20 protein-coding genes and 2 pseudogenes are annotated in these 23,320 nt (G+C 75.8%); 16 read left to right on the top strand and 6 right to left on the bottom strand.

Annotated elements, in window-relative coordinates; all coding sequences use genetic code 11:
- Positions 1-3: 3 nt before the first annotated feature.
- From F1641_RS14755 to arc, 3 genes are all read left to right on the top strand, one after another.
- Positions 4-1,170 carry a site-2 protease family protein gene (locus F1641_RS14755; RefSeq protein ID WP_194906781.1) on the top strand — a complete coding sequence of 389 codons (1,167 nt, stop codon included), beginning with the start codon at positions 4-6 and terminating at the stop codon, positions 1,168-1,170.
- Entirely contained in the window at positions 1,167-2,285 is a 1,119-nt protein-coding gene (locus F1641_RS14750; RefSeq protein ID WP_309225624.1) for a tRNA (adenine-N1)-methyltransferase, read from the top strand. The genes F1641_RS14755 and F1641_RS14750 overlap by 4 nt, the downstream gene beginning before the upstream one ends.
- A gap of 66 nt (positions 2,286-2,351) precedes the next feature.
- Positions 2,352-4,133: a proteasome ATPase gene (arc, locus tag F1641_RS14745; protein ID WP_194906779.1), complete on the top strand. Its 1,782-nt coding sequence runs from the start codon at positions 2,352-2,354 to the stop codon at positions 4,131-4,133.
- A 9-nt stretch (positions 4,134-4,142) separates the two neighbouring features.
- On the opposite strand, the gene F1641_RS14740 is transcribed toward arc, so the two are convergent.
- Positions 4,143-4,559: a DUF3054 domain-containing protein gene (locus F1641_RS14740; RefSeq protein WP_206691219.1), complete on the bottom strand. Its 417-nt coding sequence runs from the start codon at positions 4,557-4,559 to the stop codon at positions 4,143-4,145.
- A 24-nt stretch (positions 4,560-4,583) separates the two neighbouring features.
- Here F1641_RS14740 and dop point away from each other — a divergent pair.
- A pseudogene (gene dop, locus F1641_RS23955) lies at positions 4,584-6,172 on the top strand (depupylase/deamidase Dop).
- A 25-nt stretch (positions 6,173-6,197) separates the two neighbouring features.
- On the opposite strand, the gene F1641_RS14730 reads toward dop, so the two are convergent.
- Both F1641_RS14730 and F1641_RS14725 read right to left on the bottom strand, forming a co-directional pair.
- The gene (locus F1641_RS14730; protein ID WP_194906777.1) at positions 6,198-6,662 is read right to left on the bottom strand and encodes an SRPBCC family protein; all 465 of its coding nucleotides are present in this window, start codon (positions 6,660-6,662) and stop codon (positions 6,198-6,200) included.
- Positions 6,663-6,708: 46 nt separating this feature from the next.
- Positions 6,709-7,323, bottom strand: a complete 615-nt coding sequence (locus F1641_RS14725) for a hypothetical protein (RefSeq protein ID WP_194906775.1) — start codon at positions 7,321-7,323, stop codon at positions 6,709-6,711.
- 160 nt (positions 7,324-7,483) lie between these two features.
- Here F1641_RS14725 and F1641_RS14720 point away from each other — a divergent pair, with 160 nt between their 5' ends.
- Together F1641_RS14720 and F1641_RS14715 are read left to right on the top strand one after the other, a co-directional pair.
- The gene (locus tag F1641_RS14720) at positions 7,484-8,185 is read left to right on the top strand and encodes a response regulator transcription factor (protein WP_194906773.1); all 702 of its coding nucleotides are present in this window, start codon (positions 7,484-7,486) and stop codon (positions 8,183-8,185) included.
- 5 nt (positions 8,186-8,190) lie between these two features.
- Positions 8,191-9,645, top strand: coding sequence for a HAMP domain-containing sensor histidine kinase (locus tag F1641_RS14715; RefSeq protein WP_194906771.1), 1,455 nt, complete (start codon positions 8,191-8,193; stop codon positions 9,643-9,645).
- Between the two features lie 201 nt (positions 9,646-9,846).
- Here the strand turns inward: F1641_RS14715 and F1641_RS21855 are convergent, their stop codons facing one another.
- Positions 9,847-10,704 (bottom strand): HEAT repeat domain-containing protein, encoded by an 858-nt coding sequence (locus F1641_RS21855; protein WP_194906768.1) that lies wholly within the window; start codon positions 10,702-10,704, stop codon positions 9,847-9,849.
- A gap of 94 nt (positions 10,705-10,798) precedes the next feature.
- Between F1641_RS21855 and F1641_RS22500 the strand changes: the two genes are divergently transcribed.
- Genes F1641_RS22500 through F1641_RS14690 form a run of 4 tightly spaced genes read left to right on the top strand, consistent with a single transcriptional unit; the run spans position 10,799 to position 13,202 of the window.
- Positions 10,799-11,005 carry a ubiquitin-like protein Pup gene (locus F1641_RS22500; RefSeq protein WP_194906766.1) on the top strand — a complete coding sequence of 69 codons (207 nt, stop codon included), beginning with the start codon at positions 10,799-10,801 and terminating at the stop codon, positions 11,003-11,005.
- Positions 11,002-11,865, top strand: coding sequence for a proteasome subunit beta (gene prcB, locus F1641_RS14700; protein WP_194906764.1), 864 nt, complete (start codon positions 11,002-11,004; stop codon positions 11,863-11,865). Before F1641_RS22500 ends, prcB begins: the two co-directional genes overlap by 4 nt.
- A complete protein-coding gene (gene prcA, locus F1641_RS14695) occupies positions 11,862-12,647 on the top strand; it encodes a proteasome subunit alpha (protein ID WP_194906762.1) in 786 nt (261 codons plus the stop codon). The genes prcB and prcA overlap by 4 nt, the downstream gene beginning before the upstream one ends.
- A 30-nt stretch (positions 12,648-12,677) precedes the next feature.
- Positions 12,678-13,202, top strand: coding sequence for a GNAT family N-acetyltransferase (locus F1641_RS14690; RefSeq protein WP_194906760.1), 525 nt, complete (start codon positions 12,678-12,680; stop codon positions 13,200-13,202).
- Positions 13,203-13,209: 7 nt separating this feature from the next.
- Here F1641_RS14690 and F1641_RS14685 read toward each other — a convergent pair whose 3' ends face one another.
- Complete coding sequence (locus F1641_RS14685; protein WP_194906758.1) at positions 13,210-13,650, bottom strand: hypothetical protein; 441 nt, start codon at positions 13,648-13,650, stop codon at positions 13,210-13,212.
- A gap of 10 nt (positions 13,651-13,660) precedes the next feature.
- A complete protein-coding gene (locus tag F1641_RS22495; RefSeq protein ID WP_194906756.1) occupies positions 13,661-16,144 on the bottom strand; it encodes an HNH endonuclease signature motif containing protein in 2,484 nt (827 codons plus the stop codon).
- A gap of 158 nt (positions 16,145-16,302) precedes the next feature.
- Here F1641_RS22495 and pafA point away from each other — a divergent pair, with 158 nt between their 5' ends.
- The 6 genes and pseudogenes from pafA (at position 16,303) to F1641_RS14650 (ending at position 23,306) form a co-directional block, all read left to right on the top strand.
- Positions 16,303-17,664 (top strand): Pup--protein ligase, encoded by a 1,362-nt coding sequence (pafA, locus tag F1641_RS14675; RefSeq protein ID WP_194906754.1) that lies wholly within the window; start codon positions 16,303-16,305, stop codon positions 17,662-17,664.
- Positions 17,665-17,696: 32 nt separating this feature from the next.
- Positions 17,697-18,734 carry an FKBP-type peptidyl-prolyl cis-trans isomerase gene (locus tag F1641_RS14670; RefSeq protein ID WP_194906752.1) on the top strand — a complete coding sequence of 346 codons (1,038 nt, stop codon included), beginning with the start codon at positions 17,697-17,699 and terminating at the stop codon, positions 18,732-18,734.
- A 4-nt stretch (positions 18,735-18,738) separates the two neighbouring features.
- A complete protein-coding gene (locus F1641_RS14665) occupies positions 18,739-19,128 on the top strand; it encodes an FKBP-type peptidyl-prolyl cis-trans isomerase (RefSeq protein ID WP_194906750.1) in 390 nt (129 codons plus the stop codon).
- A 146-nt stretch (positions 19,129-19,274) separates the two neighbouring features.
- A complete protein-coding gene (locus F1641_RS14660) occupies positions 19,275-20,684 on the top strand; it encodes an MFS transporter (protein WP_194906748.1) in 1,410 nt (469 codons plus the stop codon).
- Between the two features lie 11 nt (positions 20,685-20,695).
- Positions 20,696-22,962: pseudogene (locus tag F1641_RS23950) on the top strand (molybdopterin oxidoreductase family protein).
- Positions 22,959-23,306 (top strand): molybdopterin oxidoreductase, encoded by a 348-nt coding sequence (locus tag F1641_RS14650; protein ID WP_194906746.1) that lies wholly within the window; start codon positions 22,959-22,961, stop codon positions 23,304-23,306. The pseudogene F1641_RS23950 and the gene F1641_RS14650 overlap by 4 nt, the downstream one beginning before the upstream one ends.
- Positions 23,307-23,320 lie beyond the last annotated feature (14 nt).

The raw sequence follows: 23,320 nt of genomic DNA, 5'->3' as shown, positions 1-23,320 counted from the left end.
CCGGTGAGCTCCCCGCCCCGATCCGAGGGGCTCGTCCTCGGCCGCCTGCTGGGCGTGCCGGTGATCCTGGCGCGCTCGTGGTTCGTCATCGCCGCCGTCATCACCCTGCTGTTCGGGAGCACCGTCGCCCGCGCCGCCCCCGAGATCGGCCCGGTGGGCCACTACGCGGTCGCGTTCGGCTACGCCGTGCTGCTCGGCGTCTCCGTGCTCGTGCACGAGCTGGCGCACGCCGTCGTCGCCCGCCGCTGCGGCCTGCCGGCCACGCGCATCGTGCTGACGCTGTGGGGCGGCCACACCCAGTTCGAGAACGACCTGCCCTCCCCGGGACGCGCCTTCGCCGTCGCCGTCGCCGGGCCCCTGGCCAACGGCGCGCTGGCCCTGCTCGCCCTGGTGCCCGTCCAGCTGCTCGACACGCCGCCGCTGGTGTCGCTCCTGCTCACCGCACTGCTCCTCACCAACGCCTTCGTCGCCGTCTTCAACGTGCTGCCGGGCCTCCCGCTCGACGGCGGCCACCTGCTCGAGGCCGTCGTCTGGAAGGCCACCGGAGACCGCGACCGCGGCACCGTCGCCGCAGGCTGGACCGGCCGCGTCGTCGCCGTGCTCGTCCCCCTCGGGGCGCTCGGCTGGCCCCTGCTCCACGGGGTGCCCCCGAGCCTGTTCCAGGTCGTGTGGGCCGGGGCCATCGGGGCGGTGCTCTGGTCGGGGGCCGGCCAGGGCCTGCGCGGAGCGCGGATCCGCCGCCGGGCCCCCGCCGCCCGCGCCCGCGAGCTCGCCCGCCCCGCCGTCGGCGTCCCCGCCCACGAGCCGCTCTCCGCGGCGCTCGCCGCCAGCGCCGCCGTGCCCGGCGGGGCCTGGGTGGTGCTGCTCGACCACGACGGCGCGCCCACCTCCCTGCTCGACCCGGACGCCGTCGCCGCCGTGCCGCCCGAGCGCCGCCCCTGGGTGCCGGCCTCGTCGGCCGCGCGGGCGCTGGTGCCCGGCACCCGGCTGCCCCAGCACCTGGAGGGGGCCCCCCTGCTGCGGGCCATGTCCACAGCGCCCGCCGAGGAGTGGGTGCTGCTCGACGAGCGCGGCGCGGTCAGCGGACTGCTGCTCGCGCGCGACGTCGCCGCCGTCGTCATGGGGCCCGGACGCACCCGGCCCACCACCCCCCGAGGAGCCCGTCCGTGAGCCAGACCACGAGCCAGACCGCCGAGTCCCCCCGACCGACGGGCGCCGACCTGCGCCGAGGCCCGTTCCGCGAGGGCGACCGGGTGCAGCTCACCGACCCCCGCGGCCGCCTGCACACCATCACCCTCGCCACCGGCGCCAGCTTCCACACCCACCGCGGGCACCTGCAGCACACGCAGCTGATCGGCCAGCCCGACGGCAGCGTCGTGACCAGCACCTCCGGCCACGAGTACCTGGCGCTGCGCCCGCTCCTGGCCGACCACGTCCTGTCGATGCCCCGCGGCGCGGCCGTGGTCTACCCCAAGGACGCCGGCCAGATCGTCGCCATGGCCGACGTCTTCCCCGGCGCCCGCGTCGTCGAGGCCGGCGTCGGGTCGGGCGCGCTGTCGATGTCGCTGCTGCGCGCCGTCGGCGACGGCGGGCACCTGCACTCCTTCGAGCGCCGCGCCGACTTCGCCGACATCGCCCGCAGCAACGTCGAGGGCTTCTTCGGCGGCGAGCACCCGGCCTGGCGCGTGACCGTCGGCGACCTCGCCGAGGCCCTGGGCGACCCGGAGCTGGGGGAGGCCCCGGGCAGCGTCGACCGCGTCGTCCTCGACATGCTCGCGCCCTGGGAGTGCCTGGAGGCCTGCGCCACGGCCCTGGCCCCCGGCGGCGTGCTCATCGCCTACGTCGCCACCGCCACGCAGCTCTCGCGCCTCGCGGAGGACCTGCGGCAGGCGGGCTGCTGGACCGAGCCCAGCGCGTGGGAGTCGATGGTGCGCGGCTGGCACCTGGAGGGGCTCTCCGTGCGCCCCGAGCACCGGATGATCGGCCACACCGGCTTCCTGCTCACCGCGCGCCGCCTCGCGCCCGGCACCACCCCGCCGCAGCGCCGCCGCCGCCCCGCCCCCGGGGCCAGCGACGACGCCGGCGTGCTCGTCTCGCCGTGGGCCGAGGACTCCTTCGACGACGCCTCGCTCGGCGTGCGCGGCACCTCCGACAAGAAGCTGCGCCGCTCGGCCCGCGACGCCGCGCGCATCGCCGGGGCCCGCGGCGCCGCCGAGGAGGCCGCCGAGGACGCCGGTGCGGACAGCACCGGGGGTGGTCCGCACGTCGCCCCGCGCGACGCCTGAGGGCCGAGTTACCGTGGGGCACGGACTCGACTCCGGTCCGCTCCGGCGGGCCGAGCGGAGGTGTGCATGTCTGACCGACCGGTTGACCGCAGCGAGCACCACGGAGACGACGCGCTCGCGGGCGCGCCCGAGCCCCCGGCCCAGCGCCGGGCGGCCGAGGGGCTGCGCGAGGAGGTGGGGGCGCTGAGGCGCCGGCTCGCCGAGACCCCGGCCCGCACCCGCGCCCTGGAGGAGCGGGCCGCCGAGCTCGAGCGGCAGCTCTCGGCGTCCACGGCGCAGAACGACCGGCTGGTGCGCACCCTCACCGAGGCGCGCGCCCGGCTGGTCGACCTGAAGTCCGAGGTCGACAGGCTGGCCCAGCCGCCGTCGGGGTACGCCACCTTCCTGGAGGCCTTCGACGACGGCACCGCCGACGTCGTGCAGGCCGGGCGCAAGGTGCGCGTGGCCGTGAGCCCGGCGGTGGAGGTCTCCGAGCTCGGCCACGGGCAGGAGGTGCTCCTCAACGAGGCCCTCAACGTGGTGCGCGCCGGCGGGTACGACCGCATCGGCGAGGTGGTCACGCTCAAGGAGGTCCTCGACGGCGGCCGCGCGCTGGTGACGGCGCAGGCCGACGAGGAGCGCGTGGTGCGCCTGGCCGCGCCGCTGCAGGCCGCGAAGCTGCGGGTCGGCGACGCCCTCAACCTCGACCCGCGCAGCTCGGTGGTCTTCGAGAAGGTGCCGAAGGCGGAGGTCGAGAGCCTCCTGCTGGAGGAGGTGCCCGACATCGAGTACACCGACATCGGCGGTCTCACCGGCCAGATCGAGGCGATCCGCGACGCCGTCGAGCTGCCCTTCGCCCACCCCGAGCTCTACCGCGAGCACGGCCTCAAGGCGCCCAAGGGGATCCTGCTGTACGGCCCGCCCGGCTGCGGCAAGACGCTGATCGCCAAGGCGGTGGCGCGCTCGCTCAGCAGGCAGGCCGCCGAGCGGCAGGGCAAGGCGGAGGTGCGCAGCTACTTCCTGAACATCAAGGGCCCCGAGCTGCTCAACAAGTACGTCGGCGAGACCGAGCGGCACATCCGGCTGATCTTCGCCCGCGCGCGGGAGAAGGCCTCCGAGGGCACGCCCGTCATCGTCTTCTTCGACGAGATGGAGTCCCTGTTCCGCACCCGCGGCTCGGGCGTCTCCTCCGACACCGAGACCACGATCGTGCCGCAGCTGCTCGCGGAGATCGACGGCGTCGAGCGCCTCGACAACGTCATCGTCATCGGCGCCTCCAACCGCGAGGACATGATCGACCCGGCCATCCTGCGCCCGGGCCGCCTCGACGTGAAGATCAAGATCGAGCGCCCCGACGCGCAGGCAGCGCACGACGTCTTCGCCAAGTACCTGACGCCCGACCTGCCGCTGCACGCCGACGACCTCGCCGCCCACGGCGGCTCCCCGACGGCCACCGCAGCGGCGATGATCGAGCGCACCGTGCTGCGGATGTACGCCGAGACCGAGGAGAACCAGTTCCTCGAGGTGACCTACGCCAACGGCGACAAGGAGGTCCTGTACTTCAAGGACTTCAACTCCGGCGCGATGATCCAGAACATCGTCGACAGGGCCAAGAAGTCGGCCATCAAGGACCTGCTCACCACGGGCCAGCGCGGCATCCGGATCGAGCACCTCATGGCCGCCTGCGTCGACGAGTTCAAGGAGAACGAGGACCTGCCCAACACCACCAACCCCGACGACTGGGCGCGGATCTCGGGCAAGAAGGGCGAGCGGATCACCTACATCCGCACGATCGTCCAGGGCAAGCAGGGCTCCGAGCCCGGCCGGAGCATCGACACCGTCACCGGTGGCACGGGCCAGTACCTCTGACCGAGGTCCTCAGTGCTGCCCGCGGGGTCCGTAGGGTGACCGGCCGGCGCTCCTCAGGGCGCGCCAGCCGGCCCTCCAGCTCAGCAGCAGGGCCGCGAGCACCACGGCGGTCACCACGAGGAAGCTGACGGCGCTGCCCTGCCCGGACACCAGGCGCAGGGCGTGCCCGCCCAGCACGGTGGCGCCCCAGACCACCAGCCCGGCGGGTCGCACCCGGGCCGGGCGCCACCCGCGGGCGAGCACCAGCACCCACCCGAGCGCCAGCGCCACCAGGAACGGCCACGCGGTGTGGGCGAGCCCGCCGAGCGCCCCGCCGAGGGTCGCGGACGCCTCGTCGTGGGAGCGCCGGCCGGCGGCCGCGAACACCAGGACGGCGGCGACGTCGGCCGCCAGCACCGGCAGGAGGGCCGGCAGGGGGGAGCGCACCCGCCGAGCCTAGGCTGGCTGACGATGAGCGTGCGGCGGGTCGTGGGGATCGAGACCGAGTACGGCGTGTGGGCTCCGGGGCACCCCGAGCTCGACCCGGTGACCCTGTCGAGCCAGGTGGTGGCCACCTACACCCCGGCCGTCCCCGGCGACGGCCGGGCGCCCGCGCGGCGCCAGCGCCCGCGGTGGGACTACGAGGACGAGGCGCCCCTGCGCGACGCCCGCGGCTACGAGGTGGCGCGCAGCGCCGCCCACGCGAGCCAGCTCACCGACGGGCCGCGGGAGTCCCAGCGCGCCCAGGGCGACGGCGCCGCCATCGGCTCCGACGACCCGCTGACCGCGAACGTCGTCCTGACCAACGGGGCGCGGCTCTACGTCGACCACGCCCACCCCGAGTACTCCTCCCCGGAGGTCACCGGGCCGCTGGCCGCCGTGCGGTGGGACCGCGCCGGCGAGGCGGTGATGGCGCGCGCCGCCGCCCAGGTGGCGGCCGCGCCCGGCCTGCAGCCGGTGAACCTGTACAAGAACAACACCGACGGCAAGGGCGCCTCGTACGGCACCCACGAGAACTACCTCATGGACCGCGCGACGCCGTTCAGCGCGATCGTGCGGGGCCTGGTGCCGTTCTTCGTGTCGCGGCAGGTGGTCTGCGGCGCCGGGCGGGTGGGGCTGGGCCAGCGCGGCGAGGAGCCCGGCTTCCAGCTGTCGCAGCGCGCCGACTACTTCGAGACCGAGGTCGGCCTCGAGACCACGCTGAAGCGCCCGATCATCAACACCCGCGACGAGCCGCACGCCACGGCCGACAGGTACCGCCGCCTGCACGTCATCGTCGGCGACGCGAACCTGTGCGACGTCGCCACCTACCTCAAGCTGGGGACGACGGCCCTCGTCCTCGCCATGGTGGAGGCCGGCACCGCCCCCGACCTGGCCGTCGCGGCGCCGGTCGCCGAGCTGCACGCCGTCAGCCACGACCCCTCGCTGCGCCACCGGGTGCGGATGGCCGACGGGTCCGAGATGACCGCGCTCGACGTCCAGCACGCCTACCTGGAGGCCGCCCGCGCGCACGTCGAGTCGCGCGGGGAGGCCCCGACGAGGCCGCCCGGGCCGAGACGGCCGACGTGCTGGCGCGCTGGGAGCAGGTGCTCACCGACCTCGCGGCCGACCCGTTCCGCCTGGCCGGGCAGCTCGACTGGGTGGCCAAGCTGCGGCTGCTGCAGGGCTTCCGCGACCGCGAGCAGCTCGCCTGGGACGCGCCCCGCCTGCACCTCATCGACCTGCAGTACGCCGACGTGAACCCCGCCAAGGGCCTCCACATGCGCCTGCGGGCCCGCGGCGCGGTGGAGCAGCTGGTCGACGACGACGCCGCGCGCAGCGCCGCCACCGACCCGCCGGAGGACACCCGGGCGTGGTTCCGCGGGGAGTGCCTGCGCCGCTACGGCCGCGACGTCGCCGCGGCCAGCTGGGACTCGGTGATCTTCGACGTCCCCGGCCGGGGCGCGCTGCAGCGGGTGCCGATGCTGGAGCCGACCCGCGGCACCCGCGCCGGGACGCAGGCCCTGCTGGACCGCTGCCCCGACGCGGCCGCGCTGGTCGACGCCCTCTCGGGACGCTAGGCCGGCCGCCCCCCCGGCGAGGGGCTCAGCGCAGGGCGCGCTCGAGGTTCCCCACCAGCTCCGCCGTCGTCCGCTGCAGGCCCCGCGGCGCGAAGGTCCGCTCGAAGAAGCCGCCGACCCCGCCCGCGCCGTTCCAGGTGGTGTGGGCCACGACGGTGCTGGCGCTCGCGCCGGCGGGGGCCACCGTCCAGCGCGTCACCATCGAGGAGCGGGTGTCGCTCTCGACCAGGGCGCCGTCGGGGGCCTCGCTGACCTCGACCAGCTGGTCGCGGACCCGCTTCTTCGTGGCCTGGAAGCGCCACCCCACGCGGGTGCCCCCACCGGTGCCGCCGGACTCCACCCGGTACTGGCTGTACGCCGCGGGCATCGCGTCGCGGCGCGCGCCGGTGTAGTCGGCCAGCGCCGCGCGCAGCCGGTCGGCGGGGACGGCGACGGGGTGCTCGCTGCGGGCGGTGACGACGCGGCCCGAGCCGCTGGGAGGGGTGCTCACGCCTCCCACCCTGCCAGCCGTCCCGGGAGCGCCTCCGGGCCGCTCGTCAGCCGGCGAGGGGGCCGGTGGGCACCGCGCCGCCCGCCCAGGGCGCCGGGCCCGACGCCGCGCGCAGGGCCAGGCCCTGCAGCTCGTAGACGTCGGCGTCGTCGAGCCGGTCGTCGGCGCGGTCGTCGTCGTCATCGTCGCTGTCGTCGTCGTAGCGCACCTGCAGGGTGACCTGCTGGCCCACGAGCCCGTCGAGCTCGGCGGCGAACGGCTCGGCGGTGCCGTCGCCGTCGTAGTCCTGGAGCGCCGGGGCGGTGAGCACCCACTCCGAGGGGCCGAGGTCGACGTCCACGCCGTTGACGCTGAGGTCGTCGTACCGGTCGTCGGCGTCGTCGGCGTCGTCCCGGTCGTCCGCGTCGTCGTCCTCGTCGCGGACCAGGACGCCCTGGAGCACCTGAAGGGAGGCGACCTGCTGGACGCCCTGCGGGGCCGCGCTGCTGGTGCCGCCCGACGCGGCCGGGGCGGCCGGGGCCGGCTGCAGGGCGCCGGCGTCGACGCTCCCCACGGCGGTGCGCGGGTCGTCACCGGCGGCCACGGCCGCTCCGGCGGCGGCGACGCCGCCCAGGCCGAGCACGCCGGCGGTGACGAGGGCGAGGGTCTTCCTGCTGGCCACGGTGGTCCTCCAGGTCGGTCTGCGTCTGCTGCGGGCCGGCGCTGCTGCGCCGACGTCCTCCACAGTTCCCGGCGGGTGTGGCGCTGGCCTGACGTCCACCTGACGGTCTCGTCATCTTCGCGTCAGGCCGCCGCCGGGGGCCACCGGCAGGATGGCGGCCGTGGCGGTGCTGGTGGTCGAGGACGAGGCGGGGATCACCTCCTTCGTGCGCAGGGGGCTGGAGTCCGCGGGCTTCAGCGTGCTCACCGAGTCGGGGGGCCGCGCGGGGCTGCTGGCCGCGCAGCGGGAGGACGTCGAGCTCGTCGTCCTCGACCTCGGCCTGCCCGACCTGCCGGGGGAGCAGGTGCTCGCCGGCATCCGGCGCGCCAGGCCGGCGCTGCCGGTCATCGTGCTGACCGCGAAGGACGCCGTCGCGGACCGGGTCGCCAACCTCGAGGCGGGCGCCGACGACTACGTGGTCAAGCCGTTCAGCTTCACCGAGCTGCTGGCCCGGGTGCGCGCGCGCCTGCGCCAGCCCGCGCAGCCGTCCGCCGTCGTGCTGGCCGCGGGGGGCCTGCGGCTCGACGTGCGCACCCGCCGCGTCCGCGTCGAGGACGGCGGCGCAGACGGGGGCGGGGACGGCGGGGGCGGGGACGGCCGGGAGGTGGCCCTGTCCTCCCGCGAGTTCGCCCTGCTCGAGGTGCTCCTGCGCCACCCCGGCCAGGTGCTCTCCCAGGTGCAGCTGCTCGACAGGGTCTGGGGCTACGACTTCGACGGCGCCAGCAACGTCGTGGAGACCTGCGTGCGCCACCTGCGCCGCAAGCTCGGCGCCGAGCGGATCGAGACCGTCCGCGGAGCCGGCTACCGGCTCGTCGCGGACTGACCCCCGTGCTGGGAGCCCCCGGCCGCCCCGACCGCTGGCTCGCGGGGGCCCTCCACCGCCGCGTCACCGCCATCGCGCTCGCGGTGCTCGCGGCCACGCTCGCCGCTGCGGCGCTGCTCACCGCCGAGCTCATCCGGGTCGACGACCGCGCCTCCCTCGACGAGGTGCTCCTCGGCGAGCTGGTCGAGGTCCGCCGGGCCCTGCCGCCGCTGCTCGAGCAGCAGGCGGGTGCCGACGGGCAGCTGACCGCCCAGGAGGCCGCACAGGCGGCCCGCACCTACCAGCTCACGCACGCCGGCAGCGCCCGCCACCTCGCCGTCCTCGACGTCCCCGGCGGCGGGACCTTCTCCACCCAGGAGAGCCCCGCCGTCCTGCGCGACCTCGTGAACCGGGCGCAGCTGCCCACCGGCGTCCCCGAGCAGCTGGTGACAGAGCCCTCGCCCGCCGGCGACCTGCGCGTCCTGAACGCCCCCCTGGCCGCGGGCGGTCAGCAGGTCGGCACGGTGCTGCTGGTCGGGTCCCTCGAGCCCGGTCGCGATCAGGCCCGCGAGGCCCTCGGGCTCATCGCCCTCGCCGGCGGGGTGGGCCTGCTCGTCGGCGGCGCCGTCCTGGTGGTCGCGGTCCGGCGCGCCACCGCGCCCCTGCGCCGGCTGGCGGAGGCCGCCCGCGCCGTCGACCTCGCGGCGCTGCCCGACCAGCGGGTCGTGGTGCCGGGGGCGCGCCGCGACGACGAGGTCGGCGCCGTCGCCGACGAGGTCGAGCGGATGCTGGAGCGCATCAGCCGCGACGAGGCGCTGCGGCGCCGCCTGCTGGCGTCGGTCTCCCACGAGCTGCGCACCCCCCTCGCCGTCGCCCAGGGCCACCTCGAGGTCTTCGAGCTCACCGGCGGCGGGCCGGAGGACGCCGCGGCCACCGCCGCCGTCCTGCGGCGCGAGCTCGACAGGCTGGGTCGCCTCGTCGACGACCTCACCGCCGTCACCCGCGGCGGCACCGCCGACGGGGCGTCGGTGGAGGCGGTCTTCGTCCCCGACCTGCTCACGGCGCTCGCCGAGCGCACCGCCGGGCTGGGCCTGCCGCTGGTGGAGGTGCAGGCCGAGCGCGAGGCGCCGCCCGTGGTCATCGCCGGCGACGAGGACCGCGTGGTGCAGGCCCTGCTCAACCTCGTGCTCAACGCCCGCACGCACACCCCGCCGCAGACGCGGGTGCGCGTCGCGGCGCGGGTGCGCGACGACGGGTGGGTGGTGCTCGACGTCGCCGACGACGGCCCCGGGATGGACCCCGCGGTCGCCGACGTCGCGTTCGAGCCCTTCGTCACCACCCGCGACTCCGGCGACCAGCGCGGCTCCGGGCTGGGGCTGTCGGTGGTGCGGGCGGTCACCCTCGCCCAGGGCGGGCGGGTCGACCTCGCCACCGGACCCGCCGGGACGACGGTGTCGCTGGCCTTCCCCCCGGAGCGCTGAGCCCTCAGCGGCCCCTCAGCGGCCCCTCAGTGGCCCCTCAGTGGCCCCTCAGTGGCCCCTCAGTGGCCCCTCAGTGGCCCCTCAGTGGCCCCTCAGTGGCCCCTCAGCGGCCCCTCAGCGGCCCCTCAGCGGCCCCTCAGCGGCCCCTCAGTGGCCCCTCAGCGGCCCCTCAGTGGCCCCTCAGCGGCCCCTCAGCGGCCCTCAGCGAGCGGCGCGGACGTCCGCCACCAGGGGCGCGAGCCCGGGGAGCAGGTCGGCCGCCTCCAGCCAGGCGTCGTCGAGCTCGGCGGCGGCACCGGGGTCGGTCTCGCTGCGCACCGCCTCCAGGGCCTGCTCGAGGCGGGCGCGCACCGCGGGCGCGGCGCGGGGGTCGTCGCGGCGGGCGAGCGCGAGCGCCGCCAGGGACGCGCGCTCGCCGGCGCCCGCCTCCTCGTCGCCGGCCGAGGTCCCGGGCGCGGGCAGGTGGGCGGCCAGCGCGTCGGCGACGGCGGGCGCGGCGGCGGCCCCGGCGACCTCGAGCTGCTCGGCGAGCACGAAGACGGCCTGCTCGGTGATCTCGTCCTCGGCGTCGGCGGTCGACGCCACGAGGACGGCGACGACGTCGCGGGCCCCGGGCCCCTCCAGGGCCCCCGGCCCGGTGCCCAGGGCCATCGGCAGGCAGCCGAGCGCCTGCCAGCGCACGTCGGGGTCGGGGTCGCGGGCCAGGCGCAGCAGCACCGCCAGCGCCTCCTCGGAGGGCCCGACGGCGCCGAGGGCCTTCGCCGCGGACCAGCGCAGGTCGGCGTCGTCGCTGGTGGCGGCCTCGCGGGCCTGGGCGGCGACCTGGGCGAGCGCGGGGCCGCGGTCGGCGACGGCGAGCGGCGAGGCGGGCCCGGCGAGCACCGCCGACAGCTCCAGCCCCACCAGGCGGGCCACCGGGTCGGCGGAGGACCACCACGCGGCCGCGTCGGCCAGCGCTCCGGGACGGCGGGCGTGGGCGGCCAGGGCCGCGGGGAAGGCGGTGCCGGTGCCCTCGCGGGCGCTCAGCACCTCGGCCGGGACGGACGGGTCAGGGGTCACGGGCGTCGATGCTGCCAGCCGCCGGGTGGTGCCGGGTGCGGTGTCGGCGCCCCCGCCTACGATCGGGGGACCAGCGAGATCGAGGGGGCTTCCAGTGCCAGGTCAGGAGCAGCAGCGCCCGTCGCGCCGCGACAAGGACGAGGTCGAGCACGAGGTCGAGCCCCTGCCGCGCTCCGGCGCGCAGGCCGGTGAGAAGGACCAGACCGACGACGTCGACGCCCTCCTCGACGAGATCGACGACGTGCTCGAGTCCAACGCGGAGCAGTTCGTCCGCCAGTACACGCAGAAGGGCGGCCAGTGACGGCCCACCTGCCGCGCGCGCAGCAGCCCGAGCAGGCCCCCGGCCTGTCGTCGTCGTTCTCGGAGTACCTCGGCGTGCACGCGCCCGAGCTGCTGCCGGGACGCCGGGCGCTGCCCGGCGTCGACGGCTCGTCAGCGGGCGGCTCCCCGGCGGGGGGCCTGGCGCCGCACGCCACGACCATCGTGGCGCTGACGTACGACGGCGGCGTGGTGATGGCCGGTGACCGCCGCGCCACCGCCGGCGCGATGATCGCCAGCCGCGACATCGAGAAGGTCTTCCCGGCCGACGCGTGGAGCTGCGTCGGCATCGCCGGCTCCGCCGGCCTCGCCGTCGAGCTGGTGCGCCTGTTCCAGGTCGAGCTCGAGCACTACGAGAAGATCGAGGGCGCGCTGCTCAGCCTCGACGGCAAGGCGAACCGCCTGGCCACGATGGTGCGCGGCAACCTGGGCCTGGCCATGCAGGGCCTGGCGGTCGTCCCGCTGTTCGCCGGCTACGACCTGGCCCGTCCGGGCCCGCGCGCCGGCCGCATCTTCAGCTACGACGTCACCGGCGGCCGGTACGAGGAGCACGAGCACCACGCCGTCGGCTCGGGCTCGCTGTTCGCCCGCGGTGCCCTCAAGAAGCTGTGGCGCCCCGGCCTGGACGCCGGCGCCGCCGTGCGCGTGGCCGTCGAGGCCCTCTACGACGCCGCCGACGACGACTCCGCCACCGGCGGCCCCGACGTCGTCCGCCGGATCTGGCCCGTCGTCGCCGTCATCGGCGCCGACGGCTACACCCGCGTGCCCGACGCCGAGCTCGGCGACGTGGCCCGCGCCCTCATCGCCGAGCGCACCGCCGAGCAGGAGGGGCGCGTCCGATGAGCATGCCGTTCTACGTCAGCCCCGAGCAGCTGATCCGCGACAAGGCCGACTACGCCCGCAAGGGCATCTCGCGCGGCCGGTCGGTGGTCGTCGCCGAGTACGCCGGCGGCATCGCCTTCGTGGCGGAGAACCCCTCGCGGGCGCTGCACAAGATCAGCGAGATCTACGACCGGATCGGCTTCGCCGCCGTCGGCAAGTACAACGAGTTCGAGAACCTGCGCGTGGCCGGCGTGCGGTACGCCGACCTGCGCGGCTACTCCTACGACCGCACCGACGTCACCGCCCGCGGCCTCGCCAACGCCTACGCGCAGTCGCTCGGCGCGGTGTTCACCAGCGAGCCCAAGCCGCTGGAGGTCGAGGTCGTCGTCGCGCAGGTGGGGCTCGAGCCGGGCACCGACCAGCTGTACCGCCTCACCTACGACGGCTCCGTCGCCGAGGAGCACGGCGTCGTCATCATCGGCGGGCAGACCGAGGCCGTCGCCGGGCCGCTGCGCGAGGGCTGGCGGGCCGACCTCGACCTCCCCGGCGTGCTCTCGCTCGCGCTCGCGGCGCTGTCACCCGACCCGGCCGGTGGGCCGGCGCGCACGCTGAGCGCCGACCAGCTCGAGGTCGCCGTGCTGGAGCGCGCCCGTCCGCGGCGCACGTTCCGGCGCCTGGAGGGTGCGGCGCTGCAGGCGGTGCTCGACGGCGGTGCCCCCGCTGCGGAGCCGGAGCCCGCGACCGCTGACGCCGTCGCCGACGCGGGGTCGCACTCCGGGCTGCCGTCGGACCGGGTCGACTGACCGGTCTGCCCCGAGGACTGACGGAGCGCTGTGGGCGGCTGGCGGCTGCGCCCGGCCTCACCGGCCGACGCCGGTGAGGTGCTGGTGCTGTCGCTGGCCGCCTTCGTCAGCGAGGCCCAGCGCTACGGCGACCCCCTGCTCCCGCCGCTGCGCGAGACCGTCCACGACGTGCGCGCCGCCATCGCCGACCCGGCCCAGCGGGTGGTGGTCGCCGAGGCCGGGGCGTGGACGGACTGGCGGCCCGACCGCCTGCTCGGTGCGGTGCGCCTGCGCCTGGCCGACGACGGGGCGGGCGGGACGGGGCTGGTCGGGCACGTCGGGCGCCTCGTCGTCGCCCCCGACGCCCAGGGGCGGGGTCTCGGGGGCGAGCTGCTCGGTGCTGTCGACGACGCGGCGCGCGCTGCCGGAGCGCGGCGGATGGAGCTCTTCACCGGTGCGGAGTCGGCAGGGTCGATCCGCCTCTACCAGCGGGCCGGGTTCGCCGTCACCGCTGACGAGCGCACCGACGACCGCGGCGTCCGCCTCGTCGTCCTGACCAAGCCGCTGGTGGGCTGACCGGCCCTCAGCGGCGCAGGCCGGACCACCGCCTCCGAGGGCGGGACGGGTCGCGGAGCTCCGGACCCCACAGGCGGTGGGTCTCCCCGTCGACGACGACGTCCACGTAGCGCCGTCGGCGTCCGCGGGAGCGCACCTCCTCGCCCTCTTCGCCGTGGTGGAGCAGGAGCTCCCGGGTCACGGCGACCAGCTGCTGGACCGTCTCGAGCACCTCCGCGTCGGTGTTCGGGAAGTCGGCGGTGCCGTAGCCGTCGGACGTGTCGAGGAGGAAGACCCCGCCGCCGGAGGCCCACAGGCGCGCCGAACGAACGTCGGGGCTCCCGCCGGGGTCCAGTCGCAACGTGATCCTCAGTCCGCGGTCTCGGGTGGTGTCCGCGCAGGTCAGACCCGCGTCCCGGGCGACGTCGGTGACGAGGACCTCGAGGCGGCCCAGGGAGGTGCGTGCCACCTGGCCGAGCCTAGAAGTCGGGCTCGGCCGGGAAGCGGGACCGGGGAGCGGTGCTCTGGGAGGCCAGGCCCGTGGCGGGGTGCCGGCGTCCGAGGCGGCGCTCCTCCTCGGGGTCGCGCGGAGGCCACGGCGTCGGCTGGAACCGCTCGACCGGTGGGCCCGCGGGCCGCGGCGCCGTGTGGTGGTCGAACCCCAGGGGGGAGCGCCAGTGCGACGAGCCGTGGTCGCAGCGCCACTGCTCCCACCGCGCGGTCCACCGGGTGTCGGCCCCGCCTCGAGGGTCGAGGTCGCCGGGGTCGGTGCCGTGCTTGAGCAGGTGGTGCTTGCGGCACTTCGGCTCGAGGTTGCACGCGCAGGTGGTGCCCCCACCCGCGGCGACGCCGCCCCGGCGGTGGGCGACGATGTGGTCGACGTCGCAGGCCGACGCTCTCCGCGTGCACCCCGGGTGGGTGCAGCGCTCCCACCGACGCCGGACCACCCGGTCCTGCACGGTGCTCGGCGCGTAGCGCCCACCGCCCTCGACCCCCGCCAGCGGGCATGCCGCGGGGTCCACCGGCGCGCAGGCGCCCGTGGAGCAGGGGTCGGGAGTGTCACCGCACGGGTCGTCCGGGTCCGGGCCTGCAGCGCTCGCGGCGCCGTCGGTGTCGTGGGTGTCGTCGGTGGCCCTGCCGGGCGGTCCGCTCACGACGTTGGGGGGACCGAGCACGTCGTCCTCGGTGCGCGGCGGTGGCAGGTGCTGGACAGGTCGGCCCCCGGAGGGGTTCGGCCCGGGAGGCTCTCCAGGGCCAGGGCCAGGGCCAGGGCCAGGGCCAGGGCCAGGGCCAGGGCCAGGGCCAGGGCCAGGGCCAGGGCCAGGGCCAGGGCCACCTCGCCCACGGTCCGGTGGTCCGGGGTCGGTGAGCCAGGACGCCGGGTAGGTGTGGCCGTCGACGGTGATCAGGTCACCGGTGAAGGGGTCGGTGAGGATCCGGCGGAGGCGGCACCGCGCCCAGCTCAGGCCCTGGCGGACCAGGTGCGCCGGGATCCAGCCGTACCCCTCCAGCCAGCCCGGCTCGTCGGAGGCGCCGGCGAGCACCGGCAGCGCCACGTGCAGCTCGAGGGTGGGCATCGGGACGGTCGCGCCCGGCTCCGCCGGAACGGCACCACCCAGGGCCCGGACGGCGGCGTCGAACTGGTGGGCGGCCAGTCCCCGGCGGTCGGGCGGGAGCGCCGTGCTCGGGGCGCCCGGGTCGGGCTCGGCGTAGGGGTCGCCGCCGTCGGCCGCGACCCGTCCCTCGGACGCGGCTCGGCGCGCCTCGGCGAGGTTCGCGGCGGCCACCGTGTCGAGGTGCTCCTTCGCTGCCGCCAGCGCGGGGGTGGGACCGGTGACGACGAGCCGGGACGTGCCGTCCCCCAGGGGCTCCATGGCCACCCGCCGGGCCGCGACCTTGCGTCGCGACCGCCGCCGCACCGCGCTGGCGTCCTTGCGGGCCACGCCCGCGTCGACCTCCGTGCGCAGCTGCGCGGTGGTCAGCCCGACTCCGGAGCCGTCGGGCCCGAAGAGCTCCTCGTCGAGCTCCCAGGCCAGCTGCTCGTCGAGCTCGAGGGTCCGGTCGGCCACGACCTTGGCGCGCGTGAGGTCGAGGCGGCCGGCCTCCAGCCGCTCCAGGGTGCGCGGCAGGTGCTTCACGAGGTGCTCGGCCAGGTGCACGAGCGACCCTGCGCGGGCGCTGGTCCACCCCAGCAGCGCGGCCACCTCGGTGACGAGGTCGTCGAGGCCGGCGCGCTGCAGGGCCTCACGTCGGCGTGCCGCCGCGGACCCGCCGGAACCCTGACCCGGCTCGCGCTCGGCGGGGTCGTCGGCGGGGTCGTCGGCGGGGTCGTCACCGGGGTGGGTCACCCCGCGGTAGAGCCCGGCCATGGACGCCAGGGCGCGCACCTGGGCCCCCTGGGCCCGGCCGACCGCCGCTTGAGAGGCCCGCAGCTGCTCGGCGTGCTCGCGCGCCGCGGCGGTTGCTGCTCGCTCCGCCACCACAGCGGCCACGAGGCGGCGCTCGTCGTCGTCCGCTTCCTGCTCGACCCACACCGCGAAGCGCGCTCGGGCCGCGACCAGCTCGGCCATCAGCTCCTGCGGTGAGGGGCCTGCGCAGACGCCGTCGGGCGCGCTGTCGTCGACGACCCGCAGCCGGAGGGGGTCGGTGTCAGCGGGGGTCTCCAGTCGCCAGCGCCCGCTGTCGAACACCCAGCCCGTCGTGGGCTGCGCACGGGCGTCGAGCACGGTGTTGAGGACGTCGGCGGGCAGGTCGGCCGGCCCGGGCAGGCCCCGCCGCTCCACCTCGGCGCGCGTGGCCCGGTGCCGCTGGTGGTGGGGGCCCCTCGCGGGCAGTGGGGTGCGTGCGCCGCGGATGCGCCGCTTCCGGGGCGGCAGCAGCCTCGGCCGCGACGCCTGCTCGCCGTCACCGGCCGCGAGCACGACGGGGTCGGCTCCCGGGTCGGGTGCGGCGGGTGGCGTCATGCCGTGATCATATCGAACACGCGTTCGACGTCGCAACCCCTCGAGGGCGCCTGAGCGGCCCAGGAGCGGCCCAGGAGCGGCCCGCCGACGGACGAGCTCCTGCCGGCTCCCGCCACCGGACCGGCCGCCCCCCAACACCGCGACGTACTGTGAACGACGTGGACCGTCGGATCCTGGGGCTGGAGACCGAGTACGGAGTCACGTGCGCCGCCGACGGCCAGCGACGGCTGTCGGCCGACGAGGTGGCCCGGTACCTGTTCCGCAAGGTCGTCTCGTGGGGGCGGTCCTCCAACGTCTTCCTGCGCAACGGCGCGCGGCTCTACCTCGACGTCGGCTCCCACCCCGAGTACGCCACCCCCGAGTGCGACGACGTGCGCCAGCTCGTCGTCCACGACCGCGCCGGCGAGCGCATCCTCGAGGGCCTCACCGTCGACGCCGAGCGCCGCCTCGCCGAGGAGGGCATCGGCGGCGAGGTGTTCCTGTTCAAGAACAACACCGACTCCGCCGGCAACTCCTACGGCTGCCACGAGAACTACCTCGTGCCGCGCCAGGGGGAGTTCTCCCGCCTGGCCGACGTCCTCATCCCGTTCCTGGTCACGCGCCAGGTGCTCGTCGGCGCCGGCAAGGTGCTCCAGACCCCCCGCGGCGCCGTCTACTGCCTCTCCCAGCGCGCCGACCACATCTGGGAGGGCGTCTCCAGCGCCACCACGCGCTCGCGGCCGATCATCAACACCCGCGACGAGCCGCACGCCGACGCCGACAGGTTCCGCCGGCTGCACGTCATCGTCGGCGACTCGAACATGTCCGAGACGACGACGATGCTCAAGGTCGGCGCCGTCGACATCGTCCTGAGGATGCTCGAGGCCGGCACCACGATGCGCGACCTCACCCTCGAGAACCCGATCCGCGCCATCCGCGAGGTCAGCCACGACACCACCGGGCGGCGGATGCTCAAGCTCGCCGGCGGCGGCGAGGCCTGCGCCCTCGACGTGCAGGAGCAGTACCTGGAGCGCGCCAAGGCCTTCGTCGAGGAGGACGGCGTGCGCCAGCCCACCGACAAGCGCGTGCTCGACCTGTGGGAGCGGGGCCTGCGCGCCGTCCGTGACGGCGACCTGTCGCTGGTCGACCGCGAGCTCGACTGGGTGATCAAGCTCAAGCTGGTGGAGCGCTACCAGGCGCGGCACTCCCTGCCGCTGTCCGACGCCCGCGTGGCCCGGCTCGACCTGGCCTACCACGACGTCTCCCGCCGCCGCGGGCTGTACAACATGCTGGCCGCGCGCGGCATGGTCGAGCGCGTGAGCAGCGACATCGAGGTGTTCGAGGCGACCAGCGTCCCGCCGCAGACCACGCGCGCCCGCCTGCGCGGAGACTTCGTGCGCGCCGCCCAGGAGAAGCGCCGCGACTTCACCGTCGACTGGGTGCACCTGAAGCTGAACGACCAGTCGCAGCGCACGGTGCTGTGCAAGGACCCGTTCCGCGCCGTCGACGAGCGCGTCGAGCGCCTGATCGCGAGCATGTGAGAGCACCCAGGTCGCTCGCGTAACGTGCTCGGGTGCTCTCCCGCCGTCACGCCACCCCCGCTGCGCTGCCCGCCGTGCTGCTCGCCGCGGCCCTCGCCCTGACCGGCTGCTCCAGCGGCAGCGGTGACGCGCAGGACGCGGCGTCATCCGCCGCGACCAGCACGAAGACCCCCAGCAGCGCCGTCACGGCCAGCGGCGACTTCGGCGCCGTCACCGTCACCGACCCCGCCGCGGGCGCCACCGGTCAGGCCGCCGTGCCGACCGTGGACGTCGGCGCGCCGCTGTCGGTGACCGAGACCGCCACGCGCGTGCTGACGGAGGGCGACGGCGCCGCGGCCGAGGAGGGCGACGTCGTCACCGTCGAGTTCGTCGGGGTCAACGGCACGACGGGCGAGTCCTTCGGCAGCAGCTCCTTCGGGCAGGGCCAGCCCCCGGTGTCGTTCGTGCTGGGCGGCGGTGTCATCCCGGGCTTCGTCAAGGCGCTGACGGGCGCGAAGGTGGGCAGCCGGGTCCTCGCCGCGGTGACCCCGGCTGACGGCTACGGGCCGCAGGGCGGTCTGGCCCAGGCCAAGATCGGCGCCGAGGACACGCTCGTCTACCTGATCGACGTGAAGTCGGTGGCGCCCGGCTACGCCACGGGCGAGGCCGTCGACCCGTCGACCTTCCCCGCGGGCCTGCCGACGGTCCAGGTCGACCCGAGCACCCACACGCCCACCATCACGGTCGACTCCGCTGCGACCCCGCCGTCGCAGCTCGAGTCGCAGCTGCTCATCAAGGGCAGCGGTGACCCCGTCCAGGCCGGCCAGAGCCTGACCGTCCAGTACACCGGCGTCACCTGGAGCACCGGGCAGGTCTTCGACTCCTCCTGGGAGAAGGGCACCCCGTTCACCTTCACCCAGGGCGGCGGCGTGATCGACGGCTGGAACGAGGGGCTGCTGGGGGTCCCGGTGGGCAGCCAGGTGCTGCTCGTCGTGCCGCCGGACAAGGGCTACGGAGACCAGGCCCAGGGCGAGGCGATCCCCGCCGGGTCGACCCTGGTGTTCGTCGTCGACGTCCTCGCGGCACAGTGAACCCATGAGCACCCACGACTCAGCAGCATCCCGTCCTGAGGTCGACCCGCCCGAGGGTCCGGCCCCCACCGAGCTCGTCATCACCGACATCACCGTCGGCGACGGCGACGAGGCCACCCCGGGCGCCACCGTCACCACCCACTACGTGGGCGTCACCCACTCCACCGGCGAGCAGTTCGACGCCTCCTGGGACCGCGGCGAGCCGCTCAGCTTCCGCGTCGGCGTCGGCCAGGTCATCAAGGGCTGGGACGACGGCCTGCTCGGCATGCGCGTCGGCGGCCGCCGGCGCCTGGAGATCCCCTCGCACCTGGCCTACGGCAAGCGCGGCGCCGGTGGCGTCATCGGCCCGGACGAGGCCCTCGTCTTCGTGGTCGACCTCGTCGGCGTCCGCTGACCAGCGCGACCAGCTCCATCCGCTCGACCAGCTCCACGTGACCCGGCGCTCCCCTCACAGTCCCGCCCCGGGGCCGTGAGGGGAGTGTTCACACGGCGTCACACAACGGCACGGGGGCGCAACACGGCGTCCGTACGTTCCGTGGCATGTCGCAGGACACCCGCGCCACGCGCGCCGCAGCGCCCGACCGCCTCGAGGTGGTCACCACTCCCGACGCTGCGCCCTCCGGCGCCGTCGGCACGATCGACGCCCCGCGGCGCGGCCGCTGGGTCGACCGGTGGAACCCCGAGGACCACGTCCAGTGGGAGGGCGGCGGCCGCGCCGTCGCCCGCCGCAACCTGTGGTGGTCCATCGCCGCCGAGTTCCTCGGCTTCACCGTCTGGCAGCTCTGGTCGATCGCCACGCCGGTGCTCATCGCCGCCGGCTACCCGATCACCGTCAGCCAGGCGCTCTGGCTCGTCTCCATCCCGGTGCTGGTCGGCGCGACGATGCGCTTCCCGTACTCCTTCGCCGTCGCGAGGTTCGGCGGCCGCAACTGGACGATCGTCTCCGCGCTGCTGCTCGTCATCCCGTGCCTCGGCCTGGCCCACGTCGCCACCAACCCCGGCACCCCGTTCTGGCTCATGCTCACCATCGCCGCGACCGCCGGCTTCGGCGGCGGCAACTTCGCCTCCTCGATGAGCAACATCTCCTTCTTCTTCCCCGAGAAGGAGAAGGGGGCCGCGCTCGGCCTCAACGCGGCCGGCGGCAACATCGGCGTGGCCGTGATCCAGTTCGTCACGCCGTTCCTGGTGGTGGCCGGCGTCGCCGCCAGCACCGCACGGCCCGCCTACATCCTCATCCCGCTGGTGCTGCTCGCGGCGCTGGGCGCCTGGCGGTACATGGACAACCTGTCGCAGGCGAAGGCCGACGGCGAGGCGTGGAAGCTCGCAGCGCGCAACCGGCACACGTGGCTCGTCTCGCTCTTCTACATCGGCACCTTCGGCTCGTTCATCGGCTACGCCGCCGCGTTCCCGCTCCTGCTCAAGAACCAGTTCCCCGAGGTGAACCTCGGCATCGCCTTCCTCGGCGCCCTCATCGGGTCCCTCGCCCGGCCGTGGGGCGGCAAGCTCGCCGACCGCGTGGGCGGCGCCCGCGTCAGCATCGCCGCCTTCGCCGTCCTCGCCCTGGGGGCCGTCGGCGCGGTCATGGCGCTGCAGGTCCAGAGCCTGCCGCTGTTCTTCGGGGCCTTCATGGTGCTGTTCGTCGCCAGCGGCATCGGCAACGGCTCCACCTACCGCATGATCCCGGCCATCTTCCGCGGCCGGACCTCCACGGACGACGTCGACGGCATGGTCCGCGCCAAGCGGACCGCCTCGGCCTGCATCGGCATCTCGGCGGGCATCGGCGCCTACGGCGGCTTCCTGGTCAACCGCGGGTTCGCCACCTCCACCGCCCAGTTCGGCTCCCTGCAGCCGGCGCTGTGGAGCTTCGTGGCCTTCTACGTCCTCTGCATCGCGGTCACCGGGGCCGTCTACGCCCGCAAGGGCGCGCTGGGCCTGAGCGAGCGGATCTGACGTTGGTCCTCCTGGACACGCCCGTCGTCCGGACCGGTGCTGGCCTCCGCCAGCCGCCGGTCCGGACGACGACGCGCACGCACTGCCCCTACTGCAGCCTGCAGTGCGGCATCCTCCTGACCGCCGGCGGTCGCCCGGCCACCCTCGAGCCCGACCCCGACTTCCCCACCAACCGCGGCGGTCTGTGCTCCAAGGGGTGGACGGCGCACGAGCTGCTCGACCACCCCGAGCGCCTGCTGTCACCGCTGGTGCGCGCCGTCCCCGGTGACCGCACCTCCCCGCTGGTCGAGGCCAGCTGGGAGGAGGCCCTCGAGCGCGTCGTCGCCGCGGTCACCGGCACCCAGGCCCGCCACGGCCGCGACGCCGTCGGGGTCTTCGGCGGCGGCGGCCTCACCAACGAGAAGGCGTACGCCCTGGGCAAGTTCGCCCGCGTCGCCCTGCGCACCAGCGCCATCGACTACAACGGCCGCTTCTGCATGAGCAGCGCCGCCGCCGCCACGAACCGCGTCTTCGGCGTCGACCGGGGACTGCCGTTCCCGCTGGCCGACCTCGCCGACGCCGACGCCATCATGATCACCGGCGGCAACCCCGCCGCCACGATGCCTCCGGCGATGCAGCACTTCGACGCCGCCCGCGCCCGCGGCGCCTCGCTGGTCGTGGTCGACCCGCGCCGCACGCCGACCGCCGCCGCGGCCGCTGCGCAGGGCGTCCACCTGGCCCCCGTGCCCGGCACCGACCTGCCCCTGCTGCTCGGCATGCTGCACGTCGCGGTGCGTGACGGGTTCGTGGACCACGAGTACGTCGAGACCCGCACCACCGGGTTCGAGGCCGCCGCCGCGGCAGCCGCCCAGTGGTGGCCCGACCGCGTCGAGCGCACCACCGGGGTGCCCGAGGGAGACCTGCGCCGCGCCGTCCGCCTGCTCGCCGACGCGTCGCGGCGCGGGGGGGCCGTGATGCTCTCCGGCCGCGGCGCCGAGCAGCACGCCAACGGGACCGACACCGTGCTGGCGCAGGCCAACCTCGCCCTGGCCCTCGGGCTGCCGGGCCGCCCCGGCTCCGGCTTCGGCACCGTCACCGGCCAGGGCAACGGCCAGGGCGGCCGCGAGCACGGCCTCAAGGCCGACCAGCTGCCCGGCTACCGCTCCATCTCCGACCCGCCGCCCGCGCCCACGTCGCCGGCGTCTGGGGCGTCGACCCGTCGGTGCTGCCCGGCCCCGGCCGCTCCGCCTACGAGATGCTCGACGCCCTCGGGACCGAGGGCGGGGTGCGCACCCTGCTCCTGCTGGCCTCCAACCCGGTGGTCTCGGCTCCGGACGCCGAGCGCGTGCGCCGCCGGCTCGCGGCGCTGGACCACCTCGTCGTCGCCGACCTGGTCCTCTCGGAGACCGCGGCGCTGGCCGACGTCGTGCTGCCGACCGCCCAGTGGGCCGAGGAGGCCGGGACGATGACGAACGTCGAGGGGCGCGTCATCCTCCGCCGCCGCGCGCTGGCGCCGCCCGACGGCGTCCGCGACGACCTCGAGCTGCTCAACGCCCTGGCCCACCGCCTCGAGCTGCCCGAGGGCCTCGACGCCGACGCCGCGTTCCCCACCGAGCCCGAGGCCGTGTTCACCGAGCTGCGCGCCGCCAGCGCCGGGGGCCGTGCGGACTACTCCGGCATCACCTACGAGCGCCTCGACGCCGAGCAGGGCGTGTTCTGGCCCTGCCCCGCACCGCCGGACGGGGCGGACGGCGAGCAGCACCCGGGCACCCCGCGGCTGTTCGCCGAGTCCTTCCCGACGCACGACGGCCGCGCCCAGTGCGCCGTCGTCAGGTACACCCCCCGCGCCGAGCGGCCCGGGCACGAGTACCCGTACGTGCTCACCACGGGCCGGACGATGGCGCAGTACCAGTCGGGCGCCCAGACCCGGCGCGTGCGCCAGCTGGTCATGGCCGAGCCCGACGCCCGCGCCGAGGTGCACCCCGACCTCGCCCGCCGCCACGGCGTGGCCGACGGCGACCTCGTGCGCCTCACCACCCGCCGCGGCACCGCGCTGTTCCGCGCCCGCGTCACCCGCGACATCACCGCCGGGACGGTCTTCGTGCCGTTCCACTGGGGCGGGATGAGCGTCGCCAACGCCCTCACCGACACCCGCCTGGACCCCGTGAGCCGCATGCCGGAGTTCAAGGCGTGCGCCGTGCGCCTGGAGCGCCACGACCCCGACGGCGCAGACCCGGATGCCGTCGACCTGACCCGTGAACCGACCCGAGACCCCCTCACGTCTGGAGAGTCCCGATGAGCTCGACCTTCCGCTTCCTGCAGGGGGTCTTCCCCGTCACCGGGCAGGGCCTCGACAAGCACGAGCTGCTCGACGAGTCCCTGACCTACACCGTGCCCGAGGGCCGCCGCGCCCAGGTGCTGTACGTCCGCGGCGGCAACGCCAGCGACGAGCTGGTGGTCGCGGTCTTGGTCCGCGACGGGGTCCCGATGCGCTGGTTCCCCATCGGCGCCAAGGGCGACGTGCACGTGCCGCTGCGGGTGGTGGAGGACGTCGAGGCCGGTGAGGTGCTCGAGCTGCACGTCGCGGCGCCCGCCGGCGTGGTGGGCACCGTCGTCGTCGACCTCGGCCTCGTCGAGATCTGAGGGGGAGGTCTGGT

It is taken from the genome of Quadrisphaera sp. INWT6 (assembly GCF_015390235.1).
In the GTDB taxonomy this organism is placed as follows: domain Bacteria; phylum Actinomycetota; class Actinomycetes; order Actinomycetales; family Quadrisphaeraceae; genus Quadrisphaera.
Note: the sequence above shows the minus strand (reverse complement) of the source record. Positions and strands in the feature narration are given on the sequence as shown.